Raw genomic sequence first — 21,233 nt, forward strand, 5'->3', positions numbered from 1 at the left:
CGTAATATTCGGCTCTGCAGAATTTTGCGGCTTTTCGGCGGTCATTTCTTCGACGCCGGTGCCGCGGCTGCCAGCCGACCGGCGCGCCCGCGGGTACTGCGCGTAGGCTTTGCCCATGCCCCATGTCAACGATCCTGCAGTCCTCGAACGGCTGATGCGCACCAAGGGGCGGTGGGCCATCGTCGGCCTCTCCACCAACGAATGGCGCGCCGCCTACGACACCTCCCTGTTCATCCGTGACCGGCTGGGCATGGAGATCATTCCGGTGAACCTGCCGGGAGATCCCGTGCACGGCGAAACGGGCTATGCCAGGCTCGCCGACATCCCGGACAGCAAACTGCCCATCGACGTCGTGGACTGCTTCGTGAATTCGCAGAAGGTGGGCGCCGTCGTGGACCAGGCAATCGCCGTCGGCGCCAAGGCCATCTGGATGCAACTGGGCGTCATTGACGAGGCGGCCGCCGAGCGCGCCAAGGCCGCCGGCCTCGATGTGATCATGAATGCGTGTCCGGCGCAGGACGCCGTGCGCTTTGGCTTATAGCCGCTGTATTCTGCAGCCTCCGTAACTTAACCCTAAAGTGTCATTTTCGCCTGCTACCGTACAGCGGAATCTTCCCCGCGACGCAAGGAGCAGCCATGTGCGAGCACCACCCGACGCTGCCTCCGGCGGCGGCCCCTGAACCTCACTCGGCCCTTGGCCGGCGGGCGCTTCTGGGCCTGCTGGGCGCTTCTGTGGTCGGTGGGTTGGGCGGTTGCGCCGTTCCGGGGGCTACGGCTCCCGGCCCCGAAGCATCGTCCGGTCTTTCGGCCGGCCCGGGGCAGCCGACGCTGTCCGTCCTGACAGTCGACGGACTCGACTCCACTGTCCCCAACGACCTGCGCCGCCCCGGCAGGCGCCCCAAGCGCACCTATGTCTCCGATTTCCGGCTTCCCCCGGTCCAAGGGGGAATGGCGCCGGTCCTGACGCGGGTCCTGACCAAGCAGCCCGTGGTGTTCCTGACCATCGACGACGGCGTGACAAAGATCCCCCGGATGGCCCAGTTGCTGGACGAGTACGACTACCCCGCGAGCCTGTTTCTGACCCGGAACTTCGTGCAGAACGATCCCGGATTCTTCAAACAGTTCGAGGCCCAGGGAAGCCTGGTGGAAAACCACACCGTCAGCCACAACGTGAACATGTCCCGCCAGCTGAGCTACGGGCAACAGCTTGCCGAGATCGCCGGCATGCAGGACTACGCCCAGCAGCAGTTCGGACGCCGGCCCACGCTCTTCCGGCCGCCCGGCGGAGACTACTCCAATGCCATGCGGCAGGCCGTTGCAGCCGCCGGGATGAAGGCCATCGTGACATGGGAAGCCAAAGCCAACGCCGGCCGCATGGATTACCAGTACGGAAATTCACTTCGTCCCGGAGACATCGTGCTCATGCATTTTCGGCCGGAGTTCGCTGCGGACCTTGCCGCCTTCCGCGAGGCCCAGCTTTCTGCCGGGCTCGACGTCGTTCTCCTGGAAAACTTCCTCGGCGTCGCCTGAGCGCGCAGGGGCTGCCGCTATGGTCCGATGGTGCCGGACGGAGCCGGGTCGGCCGGCGGCGAAGTGCCGGGTGGCCACGACGTCGGCGCCTGGCAGTAGGCTCGAAGCATGGACGCAACTGCACTCCGGGCGCTTTGCCTCGGGTTCCCTGGTGCCTTTGAGGACTTTCCCTTCGGGCCCGAGACGTCGGTCTTCAAGGTCCGCTCCGCCGTCTCCGGCGGGCTCCGGCAGGCGGCCAAGATGTTCGCCCTGTCCGCGATGGACGAGGCCGACTTTTCGGTCAGCCTGAAATGTGATCCGGTCTTGGCCCAGCAGCTGCGAGCCGCCCATCCGGAAATCACCGGTGCCTGGCACCTGAACAAGACGCATTGGAACGGTGTCCGGCTGGACGGTTCGCTGCCCGATGCCATGATCCGGGACATGGTGGAGGACTCCTACGACCTCGTGGTGGCTTCGTTGAGCCGGCGCCAGCAGGAGCAGCTCGGCTGGGCCCGGCTGGCGCTGGGTGACGCCGGGCCGGTGGAGAGGTGAACGGCTTCTTGGGCCGGCTCGTGGGCTTGCCGCCGAGCGGACCAGCGAGCGGCCCGGCGAGCGGTCCGGCCGCCGGCAGGATCGCCGGCGGTGCGCTGAACTATGCGGGCATCGGCGCCACGGAACATGGCCCGCCGCCCGAGGGCGTCGAATGCCTTGTCACGCAGGCCCATGTGGGGGAGGGAGTGGCGGCCTACCGGCGTGCGGTCCAGGGCATGCTGACGTGGCAACTCCAGAAGCGGTCAGGGCTGCGGGTCCGGGCGGAGTCCGGCGTCGTGGTCCCCGGAACCCGTGTGGTGAGCGGTTTCGGCGTCGGGCCGTTCCGCATCGACGCCCCCTGCGAAGTGGTCTGGGTGCGGCGGCCGGTTGCGGGCGACGGCCCGCAGTCCGCCGGATTCGGCTACGGCACCCTGCCGGGACATCCGGTCCGCGGCGAAGAGGCGTTCGAGATCTCGATCGATGCGCAGGGGATGGTGACCATCGCGATCACCGCGTTCGGCGGGCCGTCCAACTGGTTCTACGCGGCGGGCGGCGCCGTGACCAGGCGGGCACGGCGGCACGTCACTTCCAGATACATTAGGAGTGCCCAAGAACTGGCCGCAGGTGTGAGCTGAGCAGGAGCCAATGGATGCTTGATCAACAGACCCTTGACCGATTGTGGAATTTCGATGACCCGGCGCTTTCCGAAGCCCGCTTCCGCGAGGCACTTGCCGGGCCCGGCTACGACGCCGATGAACGTGCCGAACTCACCACGCAGCTGGGCCGGGCCATCGGGCTGCAGGGCCGCTTCGAGGAAGCCGACGCGCTTCTGGACGCGGTCGACGGCGACGAGCCCACCGTGGCGGTGCGGGTGCTCCTGGAACGCGGCCGGGTGCTCAATACCAGCGGCCATCCGGAGATGGCCGTGCCGCTCTTTGAACAGGCCGCCGAACTCGCGGACCACCTGGGCGAGGAATTCCTGGCCGTGGATGCGTTGCACATGCTCGCCCTAGCCGACTCGGCGCACGCCGTGACGTGGACCCGAAGCGCCCTGGAGTACGCGTCCACGGTCCACGATGAGCGGACCAAGCGATGGATCGTCTCCCTCCACAACAACCTCGGCTGGACGCTGCACGACGCCGGCCGCTGCACCGAGGCCATGGTGGAGTTCCAGCTCGCCGAACAGTGGGCCGGGAGGATCGGGACCCCGCGGCAGCAGGAACTGGCCCGCGAGGCCATCAAGGCCTGCTGAGCCCGTTCCGTAACACCAACGCGGGGATCCTTCCGGCCCATAAATGCCGGCAATGGGCTGGATGTGACCCCGCGTTGTCTTGTTGCAAGAATGGAACACCGTCCCGCCACACCGAAAGGCACATTCCCGTGATCTTCATTGTCGTCAAATTCAAGGTCAAGCCCGAATGGTCCGAGCGCTGGCTCGGCCTCGTGGACGATTTCACCCAGGCCACCCGTCAGGAGCCGGGCAACCTGTGGTTCGACTGGTCCCGCAGCGTGGAAGACCCCAACGAGTTCGTCCTGGTCGAAGCCTTCAAGGACGACGCCGCAGGTGACCACGTCAACAGCGAGCACTTCAAGAAAGCCATGGCGGACATGCCGCAGGCCCTCGTGGAGACGCCTCGCATCATCAGCCGCCAGTTCGACGGCGAAGGCTGGGACCGGATGGGCGAACTCACCATCTAGGACCTCCAACTCGATGGGAAAATTGGGGCATGTGGATCGGCTGGATTGAATTCGACCTCCTCCTCGGCGATGTCCACAGCCTGAAGGAGAAACGCTCCGTGGTGCGGCCGGTACTTGCCGAGCTGAAGCGGCGCTTTGACGTCTCCGTGACCGAGGCGGACCTGCATGACCAGCACCGGCGCACCGTGATCGGCGTCGGTCTGGTCGCGGCGGACCGGGCCCACCTCGTGGAGGTGCTGGCCGGCGTCGAACGCTTCATGGCCGCCCGGCCGGAAATGGAGCTGCTCAGCGCCCGGCAGCGGGAACTCCGCAGCGACGATTAAAAGCAACGCGGGGTCACTTAGCGCCCGTCCCGAGGGGATTTATGGGCGGCAAGTGACCCCGCGTTGCTTTGTGGGGACTAGCCGAAGTACTTCGGCAGGGTCGCCTCGTGGGCTTCGCGGAGCGCGTCAAGGCTCATGGGTTCGACTCCGTTGATCTCCAGCGTGCCGCCCTCGGCGTCCACCACACCGATCCGGACGTGCGCGAAGCCGCGGGCGGTGCACATGTCCGTGAAGCGGATTTCCTCCGAGCGGGGCACCGAGACGATGGCGCGGCCCTGGGTTTCGGAGAAGAGCGCGGTGAACAGGTCCACGCCGTCGCGGTCCAGGACGTCCTGCAGCGCGATCCGGGCACCCACGCCGTAGCGCAGGGACGATTCCACGAGGGCCGCCGCGAGGCCGCCTTCGGAGAGGTCGTGGGCGGCGTCCACCATGCCGTCGCGGGAGGCGTTGATCAGGATCTCGCCCAGCGCGCGTTCGGCATCGAGGTCAACCTTGGGCGGCAGGCCGCCGAGGTGTCCGCGCAGGTTGGACCATTCCGAACCGTCCAGCTCGGCCGCCGTGGTGCCCAGCAGGTAGATGGCCTGGCCGTCTTCCTTCCAGCCCGACGGCGTGCGGCGCGCGACGTCGTCGAACTTGCCCAGCACAGCCACCACGGGGGAGGGGTGGATGGGGGTGGTGCCGGTCTGGTTGTACAGCGAGACGTTGCCGCCGGTGACCGGGATGCCGAGCACCATGCAGGCGTCGGACAGGCCGCGGATGGCCTCGGCCAGCTGCCACATGACGTCGGGATCCTCGGGGGAGCCGAAGTTCAGGCAGTCGCTGACGGCCATCGGCACGGCGCCGGAGGTGGCGACGTTGCGGTACGCCTCAGCCAGGGCCAGCTGCGCGCCGTGGTACGGATCGAGGTAGGTGTAGCGGCCGTTGGCGTCGGTGGCCAGGGCCACGCCCAGACCGGTTTCCTCGTCCACCCGGACCACACCGGCGTCGTCCGGGAACGCCATGGCAGTGTTGCCGCCGACGTAGCGGTCGTACTGCTTGGTGATCCAGGACTTGTCGCACATGTTCGGCGAGGCCACGAGCTCGGTGATGGCAGCGGCCAGGTCTGCGGGGGCGGAGGGGCGGCCTGCGTCCTGCACGGACCCGGTGAAGGAGTCGGCCTGGACCGCGTCCTGCCATTCGGGGCGGGCATACGGGCGGTCGTAGACCGGGCCGTCGTGCGCGACAGTGCGCGGGTCGACGTCGACGATCACTTCGCCTTCCCACGTGATGATCAGGCGGCCGGTGTCCGTCACCTCGCCCAGCCAGGAGTATTCCACGGCCCACTTGTCCATGACCGCTTCAAACGCGGCGATGTTCTCCGGGGTGACCACGGCCATCATGCGTTCCTGCGATTCGGACATCAGGATTTCGCCCGGGGTCAGGGTGGGATCGCGCAACAGGACGGAGGTCAGCTCGACTTCCATGCCGCCGTCGCCGTTGGAGGCGAGCTCGGACGTGGCGCAGGAAATGCCCGCGGCGCCCAGGTCCTGGATGCCCTCCACCAGGGAACCCTTGAACAGCTCCAGGCAGCACTCGATCAAGACCTTCTCGGCGAAGGGGTCGCCCACCTGGACGGCGGGGCGCTTGGACGGCTTGGTGTCGTCGAAGGACTCCGAGGCCAGCACCGAGGCGCCGCCGATGCCGTCACCGCCGGTGCGTGCACCGAACAGCACCACCTTGTTGCCCTTGCCGGAGGCATTGGCGAGGCGGATGTCCTCGTGGCGCATGACGCCGACGGCCAGCGCGTTGACCAGCGGGTTGCCCTGGTACACGGAATCGAAGACCATTTCGCCGCCGATGTTGGGCAGGCCCAGGGAGTTGCCGTAGCCGCCGATGCCGGCCACGGCGCCGTGCATGACGCGGGCCGTGTCGGGGTGGTCGATGGCGCCGAAGCGCAGCGGATCCATCACGGCCACCGGGCGGGCACCCATGGAGATGATGTCGCGGACAATGCCGCCGATGCCGGTGGCCGCGCCCTGGTAGGGCTCCACGAACGACGGCGAGTTGTGCGACTCGATCTTGAACGTCACGGCCCAGCCGTCGCCCAGGTTGGTGACACCGGCGTTTTCGCCGATGCCCACGAGCATGTCCTTCTTCATCTCCTCGGTGACCTTTTCGCCGAACTGGCGCAGGTGGTTCTTCGAGGACTTGTAGGAGCAGTGCTCGCTCCACATCACGGAGTACATGGCGAGCTCGGCGCCCGTGGGGCGGCGGCCCAGGACCTTGACGACCTCGTCGAACTCATTCTGCTTCAGGCCCAGTTCGGCCCAGGGCAGTTCGGTGTCCGGAGTCTTCGCCGCGTTCTCCACGGTGTCGATGTTGAACTTCCGGGCGGTCTCCGCGGGCGCCGCCACTGAGGGTGTCTCCGTCATTTGTTGCCTCCCACGATTTTGTTCAGGACAGAGGTGAAGAAGCCGAGGCCTTCGGTGCCGGAGCCTTCCTCCGGGCCGAAGCCGGCCTCCACGGCGTGCTCGGGGTGCGGCATGAGGCCCACCACGTTGCCTGCGGCGTTGGAGATGCCGGCGATGTCGCGGCGGGAACCGTTCGGGTTGAACCCGACGTAGCGGAACACGACGCGGCCTTCGGCCTCAAGCGCGTCCAAGGTCTTCTCGTCGGCGATGTACTGGCCGTCCTGGTTCTTCAGCGGCACAGTGATTTCCTGGCCGACCGCGTAGTCGCCGGTCCACGCCGTGGAGTTGTTCTCCACGCGGAGGACCTGGTCGCGGCACATGAATTTCAGGTGGTCGTTCTTGATCATGGAGCCGGGCAGCAGGTGCGACTCGGTCAGAATCTGGAAACCGTTGCAGATGCCGAGGACCGGCAGCTTGGCCTCCGAATTGGCGGCGTCGATGATCTTGGACATCAGCGGCGCGAAACGGGCGATGGCGCCGGCGCGGAGGTAGTCACCGTAAGAGAAACCGCCGGGAATCACGACGGCGTCGACGTCACCCAAGGTGGTGTCGGCATGCCAGAGTTCCACCGGGGTGGCGCCTGCCAGGCGGACCGCGCGGGCGGCGTCGCGGTCATCCAGGGTGCCGGGGAAGGTCACGACGCCGATCCGCGCCCCCGCGAGTTGTGGGTTAGCGGCGACGGCAACAGCCTCGCCGATCAGGGGGAGTTCAGTCATCTCAGGCCTCAACGACCTCGACGTTGACGACGTCCTCGATGACCGGGTTGGACAGCAGGGTTTCCGCGGCGTCGCGGGCCTGGGCCAGGATCTCCTCGGTCACCTCGCCGTCGACCGTGAGTTCGAAGCGCTTGCCCTGGCGGACAGAGCTAAAGGCGGTGAAACCCAGCCGGGGCAGCGCACCGACGATGGCCTTCCCCTGCGGGTCCAGAATCTCGGGCTTGGGCATGACGTCGACAACGATCCGGGGCATCCGGTAACTCCTGTGCGTGAGCATTGGGTAAGGGCGCAGCGGAGTAGTGCCGTCTCACGCCGGTCCGCTGTGTGTTGAGGACTGTTAGTGAATACAGCGTGAAAGGGCGCTCCGCGAGCTTGCATGCCCATTCTACCGGCCGCGGTGCGTCCGGCCGCATTCGGGCTGGCAGTGTGAACGTGGCCGACCCGGGAGGTCCTTGAACTGGACAAACGCCGCCGCGCGGCGCGCTTCGGCCTATGGTCCCGCGCGGCCGCGGGTCAGTAGGATGTGCGCATGGCTCCGAAACCGAAATCCGTGCTGTTACCCGTCGTCGCCGCCGCCGTGTTCGCCGGGCTGGGCCGGATGGTCCTGCAGAAGATCAGGGCCGACCGTGCAGCGAAGCAGACCAAGGTGGCCGGACCGCTGGACGAGAAGACCCGGGCATGGATCAGCGAGGTTGTCCGGACTCCGCGCCAGTAGGCCACCCGGCCCGGGCGGCACATTCCTCCCCACTTCCTATCGACCTCCTGACTATCGACGCAGCTCAGACGCTTCGTCGACGCATCGTGTCGTATTGTGTGACAAATTTTAAATAGCTTCTTGTGGTCTATGTCATATCCGGCTCTCAGTCTGTACTGTATGAATCGGCTGGTATCCGTCGGGGCAGGCCGGGCAATCGCCCGGTGCGGCCCCGCCAGTCTGCTGGGCCCGGTATAGAAGCCGGGCCGTTCCTTTACGAAAGGTTCATCACTCGTGACATCACCAGGAAAGAGCTTCCTTCGAAGCGGGGGACTCCGGAGGGTCGCGGCGCTGACCCTGGGATTGCCGGTACTTCTGTCCACCATCGCGATCGCACCTGCCAACGCGGCCCCGGCACAGGGGCCGGCCGCGGCCGGTGTCGCGCAGAAGAATGTTGATCCGAACAACTACAAGGACGGCCGCTACATTGTGGTCCTGGCGGAAAAGCCGTCCGCAACCTACGACGGCGGGACGCCCGGGCTCCCGGCCACGAAGCCCGCCTCCGGCAAGAAGCTGGACGCCAACAAGGCTGAAGTCAAGCAGTACCGGGCCCACCTGGAACAGAAGCAGGCCCAGGTCGCCGGCCAGCAGGGCGTCAAGATCCAGCGCCAGTTCACGGCAGCCCTCAACGGCTTCAGCGCCAAGCTGACGGCGGACCAGGCCATCAAGCTGGCCAGGGACCCCTCCGTTCTGGTGGTCGCGCCGGACACGGAGAACGCTCCGGACTACTCCAGCACCGACTTCCTCAAGCTCAGCGGGTCCAACGGCACCTGGAACACCCAGTTCGGCGGCCAGGACGGGGCCGGCAAGGGCGTTGTGGTCGGGGTCATCGACACCGGGTACACCCCGTCCAGCGCCTATTTTGCCGGCGACGCGGTTAAACCACTCACGGGAAATCCCGTCGTCGGCGTGCCTTACCGCACCGCGGACGGCAAGATCGAGATGGTCAAAGCCGACGGCGAGCTCTTCAAGGGCGACTGCCAGGCCGGCACTGACTTCGACGGCACCGCCTGCAACTCCAAGGTCCTGAGCGCCCGCTACTTCGGCGATGAGTTCGCAAGCTATGTCCCGCAGTCGGACTGGGCGCCGGGCGAGCGGCTGTCGCCGGTCGACGCTGCCAGCCACGGAACCCACACGGCCAGCACGGCTGCAGGCAACGCCAATGTCGAAGCCATGGTTGACGGCCGGAGCTTCGGTCAGACCAGCGGCATCGCACCGGCCGCGAAGCTGTCCATCTACAAGGTCTGCTGGGAAGATACCGATCCCAACACCGGCGGCTGCTACTCGTCGTCGGCCATCGAGGCCATCAACCAGGCCATCGAGGACGGCGTGGACGTCCTGAACTACTCCATCTCGGGCGCTACGGACACCACCACGGACCCCGTGTCCCTGGCCTTCCTGTCCGCTGCCTCGGCCGGGATCTTCGTGGCGGCGTCCGCCGGCAACTCCGGCCCGACCGCCAGCACCGTCAACCACGGCGCACCGTGGATGACGACGGTCGCTGCCAGCAGCTTCTCCCAGGAACTGCAGGGCACGGTCGAGTTCTCCGACGGCAGCAAATACCGCGGCGCCAGCATCATGAACGGCCAGGTCTCCAACGCCGGCGTCGTGCTGGCAGCCAACGCGGGAGCCGCCGGGAGTACCAACCCGGCCCTGTGCGGCGACGGCTCGCTGGACCCGGCCAAGATTGCCGGCAAGGTTGTGGTCTGTGACCGCGGCGTCGTAGACCGCGTCGCAAAGAGCGCCGAGGTCAAGCGCGGCGGCGGCGTCGGCATGATCCTGGTCAACCTGAGCGACTCCTCGCTGGACACGGACAAGCACTCGGTCCCCACCGTCCACGTGAACCCGCCCGCCACTGAGGCCATCAAGGCCAAGGTCGCCGCCAACCCGGCGATCACGGTCTCCCTTGTCAACAAGGACACCACGGGTCTGCCCCTCGAGGCGCAGCCGCAGATCGCCGGCTTCTCCTCCCGCGGCCCGCTGCTGGCCGCAGGCTCCGATCTCCTGAAGCCGGACGTCACCGCGCCCGGCGTGGCCGTGCTGGCCGGCGTCTCGCCGATCGGCACCGACGGGGACAACTTCGGGTTCCTGTCCGGCACTTCCATGGCGTCCCCGCACGTGGCCGGCTTCGCGGCGCTGATCCTGGCCAAGAACCCCTCCTGGTCCCCGGCGGCCGTCAAGTCCGCGATGATGACCACCACGAGCGACGTCAAGAATGCCGACGGGTCGAAAAACACCGATGTCTTCGCCACCGGTGCCGGCGAGGTGGATCCGGCACGTGTGCTGGATCCGGGCCTCGTCTACGACGCCACCACGGCGGACTACCTGGCGTTCATCCAGGGCACGGGCGTTGACCTCGGAATTCCGGGCCTCGGCACCACCAGGCCGCGGGACATGAACCTGCCGTCCTTCGCGCTGGGCAACCTGGCCGGGAAAATCGAGGTCACCCGCACGGTGACCGCACTGACGCCGGGGGTCTACAAGGCCAAGTTTGATGTTCCCGGCATTAAGGTCAGCGTGACCCCGGCTGCCCTGAACTTCAAGGCAGCCGGAGAGAAGCAGACCTTCAAGGTCTCTTTCGAAAACCAGGGAGCGCCGCTGGGCAAGTTCGCCACGGGTTCGCTGACGTGGCAGGGCGCCAACAAGACCGTCACCTCCCCGATCGCGGTCCGTCCGCAGTCGGCAGTGGCGTTGTCCGACGTCGCCTTCACCTCGCAGGGCGGGTCGGGATCCGGCGCGATCAAGGTGGTCTCGGGCACGAATGCGCCGATCAGCATGACCCTCGACGGCCTCTCGAAGGCTGATTCCACCGCTGTGCAGCTGGTCCCGGGGCCGTTCACGGGTGACACGGATGCCTCGAACCTCGTCAAGACGGTCACGGTCCCCGCAGGAGCCCCGCTGGCCAAGTTCTCAGTGATTTCCGCCGACCCGAACGCCGACTTCGACATGTACGTCATGACCCCGACGGGCCCGCTGACGGTCGCAACGTCGTCCGCCAGTGAATCGGTATCCATCTCCGACCCCACCCCGGGCGAGTACACGATCTACGCGAACCTGTACGCCAGCCCGAACAGCCAGACCACCAAGGCCTCAGTGGACGCCGCGGTGCTGGGCGCGAACGTCGGCAACGCTTCGCTGAGCCCCAACCCGTTGCGCTTGGCCAACGGCAAGGCCGGCAGCGTCACGATGAACTGGAAGGGCCTGTCCGAAGGTTCATACATCGGACGCGTCACCTTCGCCGGAGCCAGCGAGCCGACATTCGTCTCCGTCCTGGTCACCCCGGCCGGGGCCGTCGCGGTCCCGCCCACCGCGGAGGACCAGGACTCCAACGACGGCCCGGGAGACAACGGTGACGGCGGTAACGACAAGGGCAAGAAGGTGAAGAAGGAGAAGGGCAAGATCCAGAACGGCGATCAGTCCTTCGCCCCGGACAACGCCATCTAGGCGCATAACGGCACCAAGAACGGCGACGGCCTGCGGTTCGCACCGCCGGCCGTCGCTGTTTAAACCGCTGGGTCAGACATCAGGAGTCGGGCAGCGGCGCGCCGGAGGCAGGACGCCGTCCGCCGGAAGCAGGAGCCGTGGGTCGGATTCCTGCCGCGTCAGACGGCGCCCGTGGAACCTGGGCTGCCGCCGAGCAGCGCCGCCATGGCGCGCCAGCGCGCGATCTCGCAGCCGTCCGTCCGGCTAAACCGGCTATTGACCTGCCGTCCCAGATACCAGCCGGTCACGACGGCGGTCTGCGGGCCGCCGTACTGCTGCGTGCACAACTGCGGGGGCCCCGGCTTGGGGAAGAAGACGGCCTCGCCGTGGCGCCGGACCGCCGCAAGTGCGGCGGCCGGATCGGGAAGGGTCGACGCGGCGGAGGGTTCGCCGTCGGCGGCTTCGAGCCGGAAGGTGTATTCCGGCGCGCCGGGCGCCTCGGTCAGGCGGATGGTCAGATCGATGTCGTGCTGCGGGGCGGCTGTGCCTGTCATGTTGGTCCTTTCAGACTCTTGTCCGGAGCCGGAGCCGGAGCCGCGTGCCGGCCTCCGCTTCCGGGGCTGTCCTGGCCGCGGTGTTGCGCCGCGGCATCGAGCAGGGGCCTCAGCTCCTGCAGCAACCGGTGCCGGAGTTGCTGCGACTCGGCTGCGAACGTCCGCTGATGGTCAACGTATTCGGCCTTGCCCTCCGGCGTCTCGATGGGAATGGCAGGATAACCCCAGTCGGCGAGATCGTACGGCGAGGCCTGCATGTCCATGGCCCGGATCCGCCATGACAGTTCGAAGCAGTCCATGACGAGCTCGCTGGGGAGCAGCGGGGAGAGTTTGTAGGCCCACTTGTAGAGGTCCATGTTGGCGTGCAGGCAGCCGGGCTGCTCCAAGGTCCGCTGGTTCTCCCTGCTGGGAACCAGGCTGTTCAGCGGAACGGCGTCCGGAGTGTAGAAACGGAAGGCGTCGAAGTGCGAGCACCGGATCCGGTTCTCCTCCACCACCTCGTCGGTGCGCCCAGTCCCCAGCCGCAGCCTCAGGTACTCGTGCCGAAGGTCGAACTTGTCCTGCCGGTAGACCATGGCCCACTCGTGCAGCCCGAAGCAGCCGAACTGGGCGGCCCGCGCGGCAGTCCCGGCGAGAATGATTCCGGCGAACTGCAGCGCCTCCCGCCGATCCCGGAGGAAGGCGTCGACGTCGACCGTCACGGCTGGCGAGTCCGCCGGCAGCCCGGCGGCGGCGAGTTCGGCGTCGTCGGCAGCGCGGTAATACTTCCAGCCGGTCCGCGCCTCCGCCTCAGGCCCGGAGAGCACGACGCCGGCGCCCGGGTGCCAGCGCAGCAGCTGGCCGGGCTTCTGGGTGTAGTAGGTGAAGAGGAAATCTTCCACCGGGTGCTTCCGGCCGGCGGAGCGCCGCTCAAGGTAAGGATCGGCATAGCGGCGGACGCGCTGCTGGTGGGCCGCCTGGCGTGGCAGCCACTCTTCCTGCTGGAAGTGCACGGGCTTAACTCGGCCAGCCGGATGAGCCCAGGACGTCCTTGGCGGCGTTCCACGCGGCGATTTCACAGCCGCCCTTCAAACTGAAGGTCGCCTGAACCTGCCGCCCGTCCACGACGCCGGTGACGGTCGCGACTTGCGGACCGCCGTACTGCTGGGTGCAGGCCCGGTCCTTGTCGATAACGGGGCTGAGGATGGACGGGTTGTTCTTGATGGCGAGGCACGCTGCGGCAGGGTTGGGGTGCTGGCTTTCGGCCGCGGGAACTCCGTTCTGGCACACGAGCGTGAAGTTGGTCGGGGCGGCGGTTTCGGTCGGCTTAATCATGATGGCGAGCTCGGCGTTCCCCTGTCCCGGGCCGGACGGCAGCGGGGCCGCGGAGGGCGACGGGGCCGGGGACGTCGTCTCAGTCTCCGGCGACGGAGAGCCGGTCGGGGAGCTGGAGGATGTTCCCGCCGTCGTGCTGGCTGAGGGAGACGGCGCGGGGCCGCTGTTCGGCGTGCACGCGGCCAGTCCGGCCGCGGCCATCAGGGCGGCCGCCAAAAAAAGTGCCGGGCGGCCCGATCGAGTGCGCATCAGCAGTCCTCCTCAGTTTTGCCCAGTCTACCGCCGGGGTGCGTCTTCCGGGTCGGGCCGGGTGGCGGCGATCAGGTCCATCATGGACGCGTGCAGCTGCTTCACCTGCTCGCGCGTCAGCCCCAGCCGCGCCATCATGATGCCCGGAACGGCGGTGGCCTGCTCCCGGAGGGCCGCCCCGCGGGGCGTCAGGCGGACATCCAGCATGCGTTCGTTGCCCTCCATCCGCTGACGGGTGATGAGTCCAGCGGTTTCGAGCCGGCGCAGCAGCGGCGAGATGGTGGCCGGCTCCTGGGCCAGGGCGTCGCTGATGTCCCGGACGGACCGGGGGCTGGCCTCCCAGAGGCACAACATGACGAGGTACTGCGGGTGGGTCAGGCCGAGCTTGTCCAACACGGGCTTGTAGGCGCCCACCACACTCCGGGAGGCCACCGTCAGGGCGAAACAGAGCTGTTGTTCCAGGAGGAGGTCATCCTGCGCCGCTTGGGAGTCCCGGGTGCCCTGCGGGACGCGGGCTGCCTGGTTTCTTGGGATTCCTTCGGTCACACTGACTCCTTCGAATGATTAGTGCACTAATGATTAGCGTACACTGGGAGCATTGTCTTGTTCCCAGGAAAGGATAGCCATGGCCAAGGAAAACGGCGCCCAGAGGTTCATGCGGGCAACCGGAAAGCTTCGGATGATTTTCGGGCCGGCCAACCGCAGTTCCCTCGGCCATGAGATGACCGAGCAGAACAGGCGGCTGTTGGCGATGCGGGAGGCCGAGACCGCGCAGTGGGAGACCATGCACCGGCCCGACGGCAGCACCTATGTGGTGCCCCGCAACCCGGAGGACAAGTCCCTGCGCTAGGCGTGTTTTCCCGGCCTCGCACAGGGGCCTTTTGCCGCCGTCGGGCGTAAAATGAGGACACTGACACACCGCTGTGCAGCATCCTGAACCACCCGCGACGAAGAAAGGGGGTGGGACTAGTGACACGTGCGGTCAAAGCTTTTATGGACAAGACCGACAAGCTGAGGCTCCTGTTCGGACCCGCCAACCGGGGCGACACTGCGGCGCCTGTCGTTCACCATCATGATGACTACGAGCACGCCTCGGAAGAAGACCTGGCAGGCTTCGAGGTCGAGACAGACTCGCATGGACACCACTACGCTGTCCGGAAAACGGATCTCTGGAAAGAAGAGGTCTGAGAGCCCGATCCGGCATCAGGGCGGCCGTGGCCGCCCGGACACGCCGGACAGATGGGTGCGGAGAAACGAGGAAGGGAGCGGCGCTGGCCGCTCCCTTCCTCATGCACATGCCGGCTGGAATCCCGCTCCCGGCCACGCAGCCGGCTTGTGGTGTCCCTTGGTTGCCCGTTGCCGGTTAGCGGCCGGTGCCGCCGTAGACCGTGGCTTCGTCCTCGCTGTCGAGGTCGAACGCCCTGTGGATGGCGCGGACGGCGTCATCGAGCAGGTCCGCGTGGGTGACCACCGAGATACGGATCTCCGAGGTGGAGATCATGTTGATGTTGATTCCGGCCTCGGAGAGGGCCGCGAAGAAGCGCGCGGAGACCCCAGGGTGGGAGCGCATGCCGGCGCCGATCAGCGAAAGCTTGCCGATCTTCTCGTTGTATTCGATGCTCTCGAAGCCGATCCGGTCCTGTGCGGCGTGCAGCGCGGCAAGGGCTTCGGCGCCCTCGACGATCGGGAGGGTGAAGGAGATGTCGGTCCGGCCCGTGCCGTGGGTGGAGACGTTCTGGACGATCATGTCGATGTTGGAGTGGGCGTCAGCGATGACCTGGAAGATCGCGGCGGCCTTGCCGGGGATGTCAGGTACACCGACAACCGTGACTTTGGCTTCGGAACGATCGTGTGCAACACCGGAGATGATTGGCTGCTCCAAGGCAACTCCCTCTTGGGTCGTGATCTTGTCGTCGGCGCCGGGCAGGACCCAGGTGCCTTCGTTCTGGCTGAATGAGGAACGGACGTGCAAGGGTACCCCGAAGCGGCGGGCATATTCGACGCAACGCAGGTGCAGGATCTTGGCGCCCGAGGCGGCCAGCTCCAGCATTTCCTCGCTGGAGATGCGGTCGATCTTGCGGGCCGACGGGACGACCCGCGGGTCGGCCGTGTAGACGCCGTCGACGTCGGTGAAGATCTCGCAGACGTCGGCGTCGAGCGCCGCGGCGAGGGCCACCGCCGTCGTGTCGGAACCGCCGCGGCCGAGCGTGGTGATCTCGTTGGTGGTGCGGCTCATGCCCTGGAAGCCGGCAACGATCGCAATGTGTCCCTTGTCCAGGGCGGTACGGATGCGGTGCGGGTCGACGTCGATGATCCGGGCCTTGCCGTGGATGCCGTCGGTGATCATGCCGGCCTGCGAGCCGGTGAAGGACTGGGCCGAAGCGCCGAACTTGTTGATGGCCATGGCCAGCAGCGCCATGGAGATGCGTTCCCCGGCGGAAAGGAGCATGTCCATTTCGCGGGCCGGGGCGGAATCGGTCACCTGTCCGGCGAGGTCAAGGAGTTCATCGGTGGTGTCTCCCATGGCGGAGACCACGACGACGACCTCGTCGCCGGCGTTGTGGGCGTCCACGACCCGGCGGGCGACGCGCTTGATGCCCTCCGCGTCCGCCACCGACGAACCGCCAAACTTCTTCACGACAAGGTGCTTGGTGGTGGCGGCCGAGACGGGCAGCGTCTGCGGCTGCGATCCGGGCTGGACTTCGGTAGTGGGCAAACTCATTCGCGCACCCTCACTGGATCATCGGGGTTCTGGGCCAGGCAACCAAACGGCGCGACGGCGTAACTTCTCCTCCCAGTTTATCGCCGCGCGCCCTGCGCCGTTGAATTGTGACCGAATAGTAGACAACCGGGCCTTTCCGCAGGCGCGATTCCGCCGGAGATGCCCGGCGCTGCGGACCAGGAAGGGGCATGCTCTCCCGTGCCGGGGGACATGCTCATTCTTCGCGGCCAGGGGAGGGCATAAGGGCAATGTGTCCATTCCCGGCCCCGGGCGCGGGACATGTCCGATGGCCGGAAGGAGCTAGCCTCGGTCCAGCCGGTAGCGCCAGGACGGCAGCTGCTTGCCCGCCGTGTCCTCGGCAACCGGGAAGAAGCGGTCCTTCCGGAAGCCCAGGCCTTCCAGCAGCCTGCGCGAAGGCAGATTGGGCTCGTAGACCCCCGCGAAAAGTGTTTCGCTGCCGCGAACGTCGAAGAGCCACTGGACTAGGGCGGCCGCCGCCTCACGGCCGAGGCCGAGCCCGTGATGTTCCGGGTGCAGGACATAGCCCAGGCTCGCGGACCAGGAAGGAATCCGGCCGGGTGCCGGGGGCTTGGCGATGGTCCAGGTCCGGCCGTCGCCAACGACGTCACCGGTGGCGCGGAGCTCGAAGGCCCAGCCGAAGTAGAACCACTCGGCGGCCGAGGATTCCGCAGCGGACAGCGCCTGCTGGAGCCGGGCACTGTTCTGCTCGGGCGTGAGCGGCCCGTGGGAGAGGTACCGCGTCGCCGCAGGGTCGCCGCGGAACCGGAGGAGGGCGCCGGCGTCGTCCGCTGTCAGCGGGCGCAGAAGCAGCCGCCCCGTGAGGAGCGGGGCGGGGGTGTCGCTGCCGGAAACCGTCACGGATCCGTCAGCTCAGCGCGTTCCGGCGTCCCTCGAAGGCCCTGCCGAGCGTGACTTCGTCGGCGTATTCGAGGTCCCCGCCCACAGGCAGGCCTGACGCGAGCCGGGTGACGGCGATCCCGATCGACTTGAGCATCCGGGCCAGGTATGTCGCTGTGGCCTCGCCCTCTAGGTTGGGGTCGGTGGCGATGATGATTTCCTGGATGGCGCCGTCGTTGAGCCGGGTGAGCAGCTCACGGATCCGGAGCTGTTCCGGGCCGATCCCGGCGATCGGATTAATCGCCCCGCCCAGCACGTGGTACCTGCCGCGGAACGACCGCGTCCGCTCCACCGCCAGGACATCCTTGGATTCTTCGACGACGCAGATCACCGAGGGGTCCCGGCGCGGGTCACGGCAGATATTGCACAGTTCCTGCTCCGTCACGTTCCCGCAGACCGTGCAGAACTTGACCCGCTCCTTCACCGTGGTGATGGCGTCGACGAGCCGCTTCATGTCCTGCGGATCCGCCTCGAGGATGTGAAAGGCCAGCCGCTGGGCAGACTTGGGCCCGACTCCGGGAAGGCGTCCGAGCTCATCGATCAGCTCTTGAACTGCACCTTCGTACACAATGTCCTCGTTCGTTTGGAATGGGGCCGGCGCCAGCCGGCAGGTGATCTGCTAGAAGCGTGGCGGCAGCGGGCTTCCGTCCAGGGAACGTTCCTCCACCAGTTTCCCGCCCAGAATTCGCTCGACGGCGGCCCGGCCGAAGACGCCCGATTCCTCGATCGTTTCATCGTCGGCGCTCGGAATGTCTTGCACGTAGACGGTGGTTGCGGCGGCCGCGCGGGCGGGGGCTTTCGCCCGGCCGGCTTCCGCCTCCGGGCTGTTCGACAGCCGCTGGTACAGGCTCTGCCGGCCCGTCGTATTGGCAGCGTCGGGAACCGCCGTCACCGCAGCGGCCGGGGCTGAGGGGGCCGCGGATGGCGCAGCAGCCTGCGGGCCGGCCGATGCCGGGCCCGGCGCAACTGCAGAAAATTGTTCCGACGTCAGTCCGGACGGTCCGGACACGACGCCCGCATATTCCGGGATCTGTGCCGCCGCTGGCTCGTAGTACACCGGCGCCGGTGCGGGCTCCGGTGCTGAGGGCTCGGCATCCGGCGTCGCGTGCCGGCCGACGTTGGACTCCGTGCCGATCGTCCATATGCCGGGCGACTGCTCGACGGCGCGGGCCCACGGGTCGGCCGAGGTGTCCGGGCCTCCTGGCATGGCTCCGACCGCCGTGCCGGCGGCACGGGACGGCGCCGGCGCCGGAGATTTCCGGACAGGAGTTGGGGCTGGGGACTGGGTGGCGCGGCGCGGCGCCGCGGCGGGGGAAGGGTCCCAGTCCATGGGGGGTTCTTCGTCCAGCGGCGGGGCGTCTTCATCCCGGGGCGGTCCCCAGTCGTCGTCAGGGTAGGCGTAGGATCCGGAAGGCTCCGAAGGGCCGTCCGGTCCGACGGCCTCGTCGGCGGCGCGAGCCTCAGTCCCGACTGCCGGCACCGGCGTCCGCGCGTCCGGTGCCGGAGCGGGGCGGCCGCCAGCCGGGCCCGGGGCCGGAGCAGGTTCCGCAGCCGGCGTGGAGGCCGCCGGAACACGTACCGGCGCCGCCACTGGGACGGCTTCGGCGGATGCCTCGGACGGTGACGGTGACTCTGACGCAGGGGACTGGGGGGCCGGGCTCAGCCCCCAGGCGACGTCGGCCGACGTCGCCGGGGTCTCCGGGCTAGCGGGCGCTTTTGGGTTTGGCTCAGAGCTCGCTGGGCTGTTGCTGCCGCCGGCGACGGCCCTGATCTGGCAGTCGATACCGATCGTCTTGTGGATCGCCTGCCGGAGGTTCTCGGCGTGGTCGGCGCGGCCGAAGGCGCCTGCCAGGCCCGGAGTGGTGAACGCGAGAGTCAGGACGTGGTCCTCGAAATGGCCGACCTGGGCATTGGGCTCCACCAGCGCCCAGGTGCTGCGCTTGATCTTGGTGAGGGTTTGCAGGATGTCGGGCCAGGCACGGCGCAGGACCTCGACGTCGGCGCCCGGGCCGGACACCGGGCGGGCAACCGCGGCAGGTGCTGCGGCGGCCTCGGACCGGACAGGGGCGGACGGTGCTGCTGCTGCCGCTTCCGGAGCAGCAGCCGCTGGGGCAGCAGGAGGCGCCGGGGCGGGCTCGACGGGCGGGGCTGCAGGCGACGGCGCGGCATGTGACCGGGCCGCAGGCGGCGACGTTGGGGCGGACGCGAGCCGGCTGGCGGCCGCGGACTCGTCCACGGGCCAGTCGTTGGTGCTGACCCGTGGCGCCGTCAGCGGTTCCCGGACAGGTTCGTCCCGCCGGGCCGGCACGGCGTCGGGGCCGGCGGCCGTCGCCTGCGCGGCATGTGGCTGGTCAACGGGCGCTTGGTCAACTGGTGGCGGGACGGAAGCAGCGGTGGCGGCCGCGTCAGCAGGCGCCCCGGGAGACTGGGCAACGGGCACCTGGGGAACGGACTGCCGGGGGACAGAGGGACGTTCAGCGTGCGCGGGCGGGGCCGGCGCAACGGCCGGGGCACTGGCGAGGGGAGCCCCGACGTCGTTCCCGGCGTAGTTCAAACGGCGCTCGACGCGGTCGATCCGGGCCGCGATGCCGCGTTCGGTCTGTTCGGAACTGGGAAGCAGGATGCGGGCGCACAGCAGCTCCAGATGCAGGCGCGGCGAGGTGGCCCCGGTCATGTCCGTCAGCGCCGTGTTGGTGACGTCCGCGGCGCGGGAGAGCTCCGCCGCCCCGAGATTATGCGCCTGGTTCTGCATCCGGGCGATCTGGTCCGCCGGTATGCCGCGGAGGATGGACTGGGCGCTTTCTGGCATCGCCTGGACGATGATGAGGTCGCGGAAGCGCTCAAGCAGGTCTTCGACGAAGCGGCGCGGATCGTGGCCGGTCTGGATGACCCGGTCCACCGCGCGGAACACCGTGGCGGAGTCGGACGCTGCCACGGCCTCGACGACGTCGTCCAGCAGCGAGGCGTGCGTGTAGCCCAGGAGGGCGACCGCGAGCTCGTAGTCAAGGCCGTTTGGTCCGGCGCCGGCCATGAGCTGGTCCAGCACGGACAGGGAGTCACGGACGGAACCGCCGCCCGCGCGGATAACGAGCGAGAGCACCCCGGGCGCCACGGGGACGTTCTCCTGGGTGCAGAGCAGCTCCAGGTACGCCATGAGGGGCTCCGGGGGTACCAGCCGGAAGGGGTAGTGGTGCGTGCGGGAACGGATGGTGCCGATCACCTTGTCCGGCTCCGTGGTGGCGAAGATGAACTTGATGTGTTCCGGCGGCTCTTCGACGATCTTGAGCAGGGCGTTGAAGCCGGCCGAGGTGACCATGTGGGCTTCGTCGATGATGAAGATCTTGTAGCGGTCCCGGACCGGGGCGTACGTGGCCCGCTCGCGGAGGTCGCGGGCGTCGTCGACGCCGCCGTGGCTGGCGGCATCGATCTCGATGACATCCAGGGAGCCGGAACCGCCGCGGGCGAGCTCGACACAGCTGGGGCACTTGCCGCAGGGGGTGTCCGTGGGGCCCTCGGCGCAGTTCAGACAGCGGGCGAGGATGCGGGCCGAGGTGGTTTTGCCGCAGCCGCGAGGGCCGGAAAAGAGGTAGGCGTGGTTGACGCGGTTCTTGCGCAGGGCCGTCATCAGCGGCTCGGTGACGTGTTCCTGCCCGATGACGTCCGCGAACGAATCGGGGCGGTATCGACGGTAAAGCGCGGTAGTAACAGTCACAGATTTAACCCTACCAATCGGCACAGACATAAAAGACCCCTCATGCACCCGCCAGAGCCCATTTACCCTTGCTACCTTCCGGTCCTGGGGGAGTTCAACAGGATGACGCCACATGAGGGGCCGTCAGCAAGTTTACCTGACGATTGAGTGTGCCCCGAATTGGCCTGTTTTCACCCCGTTTCCCCCGCTATCTCCGGCGGGACATGCTCATTTTTCGCGGGGAGGACTGGGCTGTTTGGCATTATGCCCAAGCGTTGGCAGGAACGGGGGGACATGTCCTTCGCTCGGGTCGTGGACCGTGGGGCATGTCCGTTCTTTGCGCGTCTTTGCACGCGGCCCGGAGGTGGGTGGGGGTGAGCA

General features: G+C 67.7%; 22 protein-coding genes and 1 other RNA gene. 11 read left to right on the forward strand and 12 right to left on the reverse strand.

Going from position 1 to position 21,233, the window contains the following annotated elements:
- The first annotated feature begins 115 nt into the window (after nucleotides 1–115).
- The 7 genes from ABD243_RS04810 to ABD243_RS04840 all read left to right on the forward strand — a co-directional run bounded on the left by ABD243_RS04810 (nucleotide 116) and on the right by ABD243_RS04840 (nucleotide 4,061).
- Nucleotides 116–541, forward strand: a complete 426-nt coding sequence (locus ABD243_RS04810) for a CoA-binding protein (protein WP_116767160.1) — start codon at nucleotides 116–118, stop codon at nucleotides 539–541.
- 95 nt (nucleotides 542–636) lie between these two features.
- On the forward strand, nucleotides 637–1,530 hold the full coding sequence (locus ABD243_RS04815; protein WP_344362664.1) for a polysaccharide deacetylase family protein: 894 nt from the start codon (nucleotides 637–639) through the stop codon (nucleotides 1,528–1,530).
- Between the two features lie 108 nt (nucleotides 1,531–1,638).
- On the forward strand, nucleotides 1,639–2,061 hold the full coding sequence (locus ABD243_RS04820; RefSeq protein WP_344362667.1) for an MmcQ/YjbR family DNA-binding protein: 423 nt from the start codon (nucleotides 1,639–1,641) through the stop codon (nucleotides 2,059–2,061).
- Nucleotides 2,058–2,675, forward strand: a complete 618-nt coding sequence (locus tag ABD243_RS04825; protein WP_344362669.1) for a DUF1990 domain-containing protein — start codon at nucleotides 2,058–2,060, stop codon at nucleotides 2,673–2,675. Before ABD243_RS04820 ends, ABD243_RS04825 begins: the two co-directional genes overlap by 4 nt.
- Before the next feature lie 14 nt (nucleotides 2,676–2,689).
- Complete coding sequence (locus ABD243_RS04830) at nucleotides 2,690–3,292, forward strand: tetratricopeptide repeat protein (RefSeq protein WP_344362672.1); 603 nt, start codon at nucleotides 2,690–2,692, stop codon at nucleotides 3,290–3,292.
- Between the two features lie 128 nt (nucleotides 3,293–3,420).
- Nucleotides 3,421–3,738: a putative quinol monooxygenase gene (locus ABD243_RS04835; protein ID WP_344362675.1), complete on the forward strand. Its 318-nt coding sequence runs from the start codon at nucleotides 3,421–3,423 to the stop codon at nucleotides 3,736–3,738.
- Between the two features lie 29 nt (nucleotides 3,739–3,767).
- Complete coding sequence (locus ABD243_RS04840; RefSeq protein WP_091255616.1) at nucleotides 3,768–4,061, forward strand: DUF503 domain-containing protein; 294 nt, start codon at nucleotides 3,768–3,770, stop codon at nucleotides 4,059–4,061.
- 77 nt (nucleotides 4,062–4,138) lie between these two features.
- Here the strand turns inward: ABD243_RS04840 and purL are convergent, their stop codons facing one another.
- The 3 genes from purL to purS are packed head-to-tail and all read right to left on the reverse strand — an operon-like array spanning nucleotide 4,139 to nucleotide 7,480.
- Nucleotides 4,139–6,472, reverse strand: coding sequence for a phosphoribosylformylglycinamidine synthase subunit PurL (gene purL, locus ABD243_RS04845; RefSeq protein WP_344362677.1), 2,334 nt, complete (start codon nucleotides 6,470–6,472; stop codon nucleotides 4,139–4,141).
- Nucleotides 6,469–7,227, reverse strand: a complete 759-nt coding sequence (purQ, locus tag ABD243_RS04850; RefSeq protein ID WP_116767153.1) for a phosphoribosylformylglycinamidine synthase subunit PurQ — start codon at nucleotides 7,225–7,227, stop codon at nucleotides 6,469–6,471. Before purQ ends, purL begins: the two co-directional genes overlap by 4 nt.
- Nucleotide 7,228: 1 nt before the next feature.
- Nucleotides 7,229–7,480 (reverse strand): phosphoribosylformylglycinamidine synthase subunit PurS, encoded by a 252-nt coding sequence (purS, locus tag ABD243_RS04855; protein WP_018776110.1) that lies wholly within the window; start codon nucleotides 7,478–7,480, stop codon nucleotides 7,229–7,231.
- Nucleotides 7,481–7,756: 276 nt separating this feature from the next.
- On the opposite strand from purS, the gene ABD243_RS04860 reads away from it, so the two are divergent.
- Both ABD243_RS04860 and ABD243_RS04865 read left to right on the forward strand, forming a co-directional pair.
- The gene (locus tag ABD243_RS04860; RefSeq protein ID WP_091255625.1) at nucleotides 7,757–7,942 is read left to right on the forward strand and encodes a hypothetical protein; all 186 of its coding nucleotides are present in this window, start codon (nucleotides 7,757–7,759) and stop codon (nucleotides 7,940–7,942) included.
- Between the two features lie 273 nt (nucleotides 7,943–8,215).
- Nucleotides 8,216–11,425, forward strand: a complete 3,210-nt coding sequence (locus ABD243_RS04865; RefSeq protein WP_344362683.1) for a S8 family serine peptidase — start codon at nucleotides 8,216–8,218, stop codon at nucleotides 11,423–11,425.
- A 158-nt stretch (nucleotides 11,426–11,583) separates the two neighbouring features.
- Here ABD243_RS04865 and ABD243_RS04870 read toward each other — a convergent pair whose 3' ends face one another.
- The 4 genes from ABD243_RS04870 to ABD243_RS04885 are packed head-to-tail and all read right to left on the reverse strand — an operon-like array spanning nucleotide 11,584 to nucleotide 14,055.
- On the reverse strand, nucleotides 11,584–11,958 hold the full coding sequence (locus tag ABD243_RS04870) for a serine protease inhibitor (RefSeq protein WP_344362685.1): 375 nt from the start codon (nucleotides 11,956–11,958) through the stop codon (nucleotides 11,584–11,586).
- Entirely contained in the window at nucleotides 11,955–12,950 is a 996-nt protein-coding gene (locus ABD243_RS04875) for a 3-methyladenine DNA glycosylase (RefSeq protein ID WP_344362688.1), read from the reverse strand. The genes ABD243_RS04870 and ABD243_RS04875 overlap by 4 nt, the downstream gene beginning before the upstream one ends.
- Before the next feature lie 4 nt (nucleotides 12,951–12,954).
- Entirely contained in the window at nucleotides 12,955–13,521 is a 567-nt protein-coding gene (locus ABD243_RS04880; protein WP_344362690.1) for an SSI family serine proteinase inhibitor, read from the reverse strand.
- A gap of 27 nt (nucleotides 13,522–13,548) precedes the next feature.
- Nucleotides 13,549–14,055, reverse strand: a complete 507-nt coding sequence (locus ABD243_RS04885) for a MarR family winged helix-turn-helix transcriptional regulator (RefSeq protein WP_344363118.1) — start codon at nucleotides 14,053–14,055, stop codon at nucleotides 13,549–13,551.
- A gap of 91 nt (nucleotides 14,056–14,146) precedes the next feature.
- On the opposite strand from ABD243_RS04885, the gene ABD243_RS04890 reads away from it, so the two are divergent.
- Both ABD243_RS04890 and ABD243_RS04895 read left to right on the forward strand, forming a co-directional pair.
- Entirely contained in the window at nucleotides 14,147–14,371 is a 225-nt protein-coding gene (locus ABD243_RS04890; protein ID WP_116767150.1) for a hypothetical protein, read from the forward strand.
- Between the two features lie 143 nt (nucleotides 14,372–14,514).
- Nucleotides 14,515–14,709: a hypothetical protein gene (locus ABD243_RS04895; protein WP_091255667.1), complete on the forward strand. Its 195-nt coding sequence runs from the start codon at nucleotides 14,515–14,517 to the stop codon at nucleotides 14,707–14,709.
- A gap of 175 nt (nucleotides 14,710–14,884) precedes the next feature.
- Here the strand turns inward: ABD243_RS04895 and ABD243_RS04900 are convergent, their stop codons facing one another.
- From ABD243_RS04900 to ffs, 5 genes are all read right to left on the reverse strand, one after another.
- The gene (locus tag ABD243_RS04900) at nucleotides 14,885–16,243 is read right to left on the reverse strand and encodes an aspartate kinase (RefSeq protein WP_091255635.1); all 1,359 of its coding nucleotides are present in this window, start codon (nucleotides 16,241–16,243) and stop codon (nucleotides 14,885–14,887) included.
- Between the two features lie 300 nt (nucleotides 16,244–16,543).
- The gene (locus ABD243_RS04905; protein ID WP_344362696.1) at nucleotides 16,544–17,122 is read right to left on the reverse strand and encodes a GNAT family N-acetyltransferase; all 579 of its coding nucleotides are present in this window, start codon (nucleotides 17,120–17,122) and stop codon (nucleotides 16,544–16,546) included.
- Nucleotides 17,123–17,129: 7 nt separating this feature from the next.
- Nucleotides 17,130–17,729 (reverse strand): recombination mediator RecR, encoded by a 600-nt coding sequence (recR, locus tag ABD243_RS04910; RefSeq protein ID WP_090579574.1) that lies wholly within the window; start codon nucleotides 17,727–17,729, stop codon nucleotides 17,130–17,132.
- 51 nt (nucleotides 17,730–17,780) lie between these two features.
- The gene (locus ABD243_RS04915) at nucleotides 17,781–20,903 is read right to left on the reverse strand and encodes a DNA polymerase III subunit gamma and tau (protein ID WP_425547127.1); all 3,123 of its coding nucleotides are present in this window, start codon (nucleotides 20,901–20,903) and stop codon (nucleotides 17,781–17,783) included.
- An RNA gene (gene ffs / locus ABD243_RS04920) (signal recognition particle sRNA small type) lies at nucleotides 20,902–20,998 on the reverse strand. Before ffs ends, ABD243_RS04915 begins: the two co-directional genes overlap by 2 nt.
- Nucleotides 20,999–21,233 lie beyond the last annotated feature (235 nt).

It is taken from the genome of Arthrobacter humicola, assembly GCF_039531445.1.
In the GTDB taxonomy this organism is placed as follows: domain Bacteria; phylum Actinomycetota; class Actinomycetes; order Actinomycetales; family Micrococcaceae; genus Arthrobacter; species Arthrobacter humicola.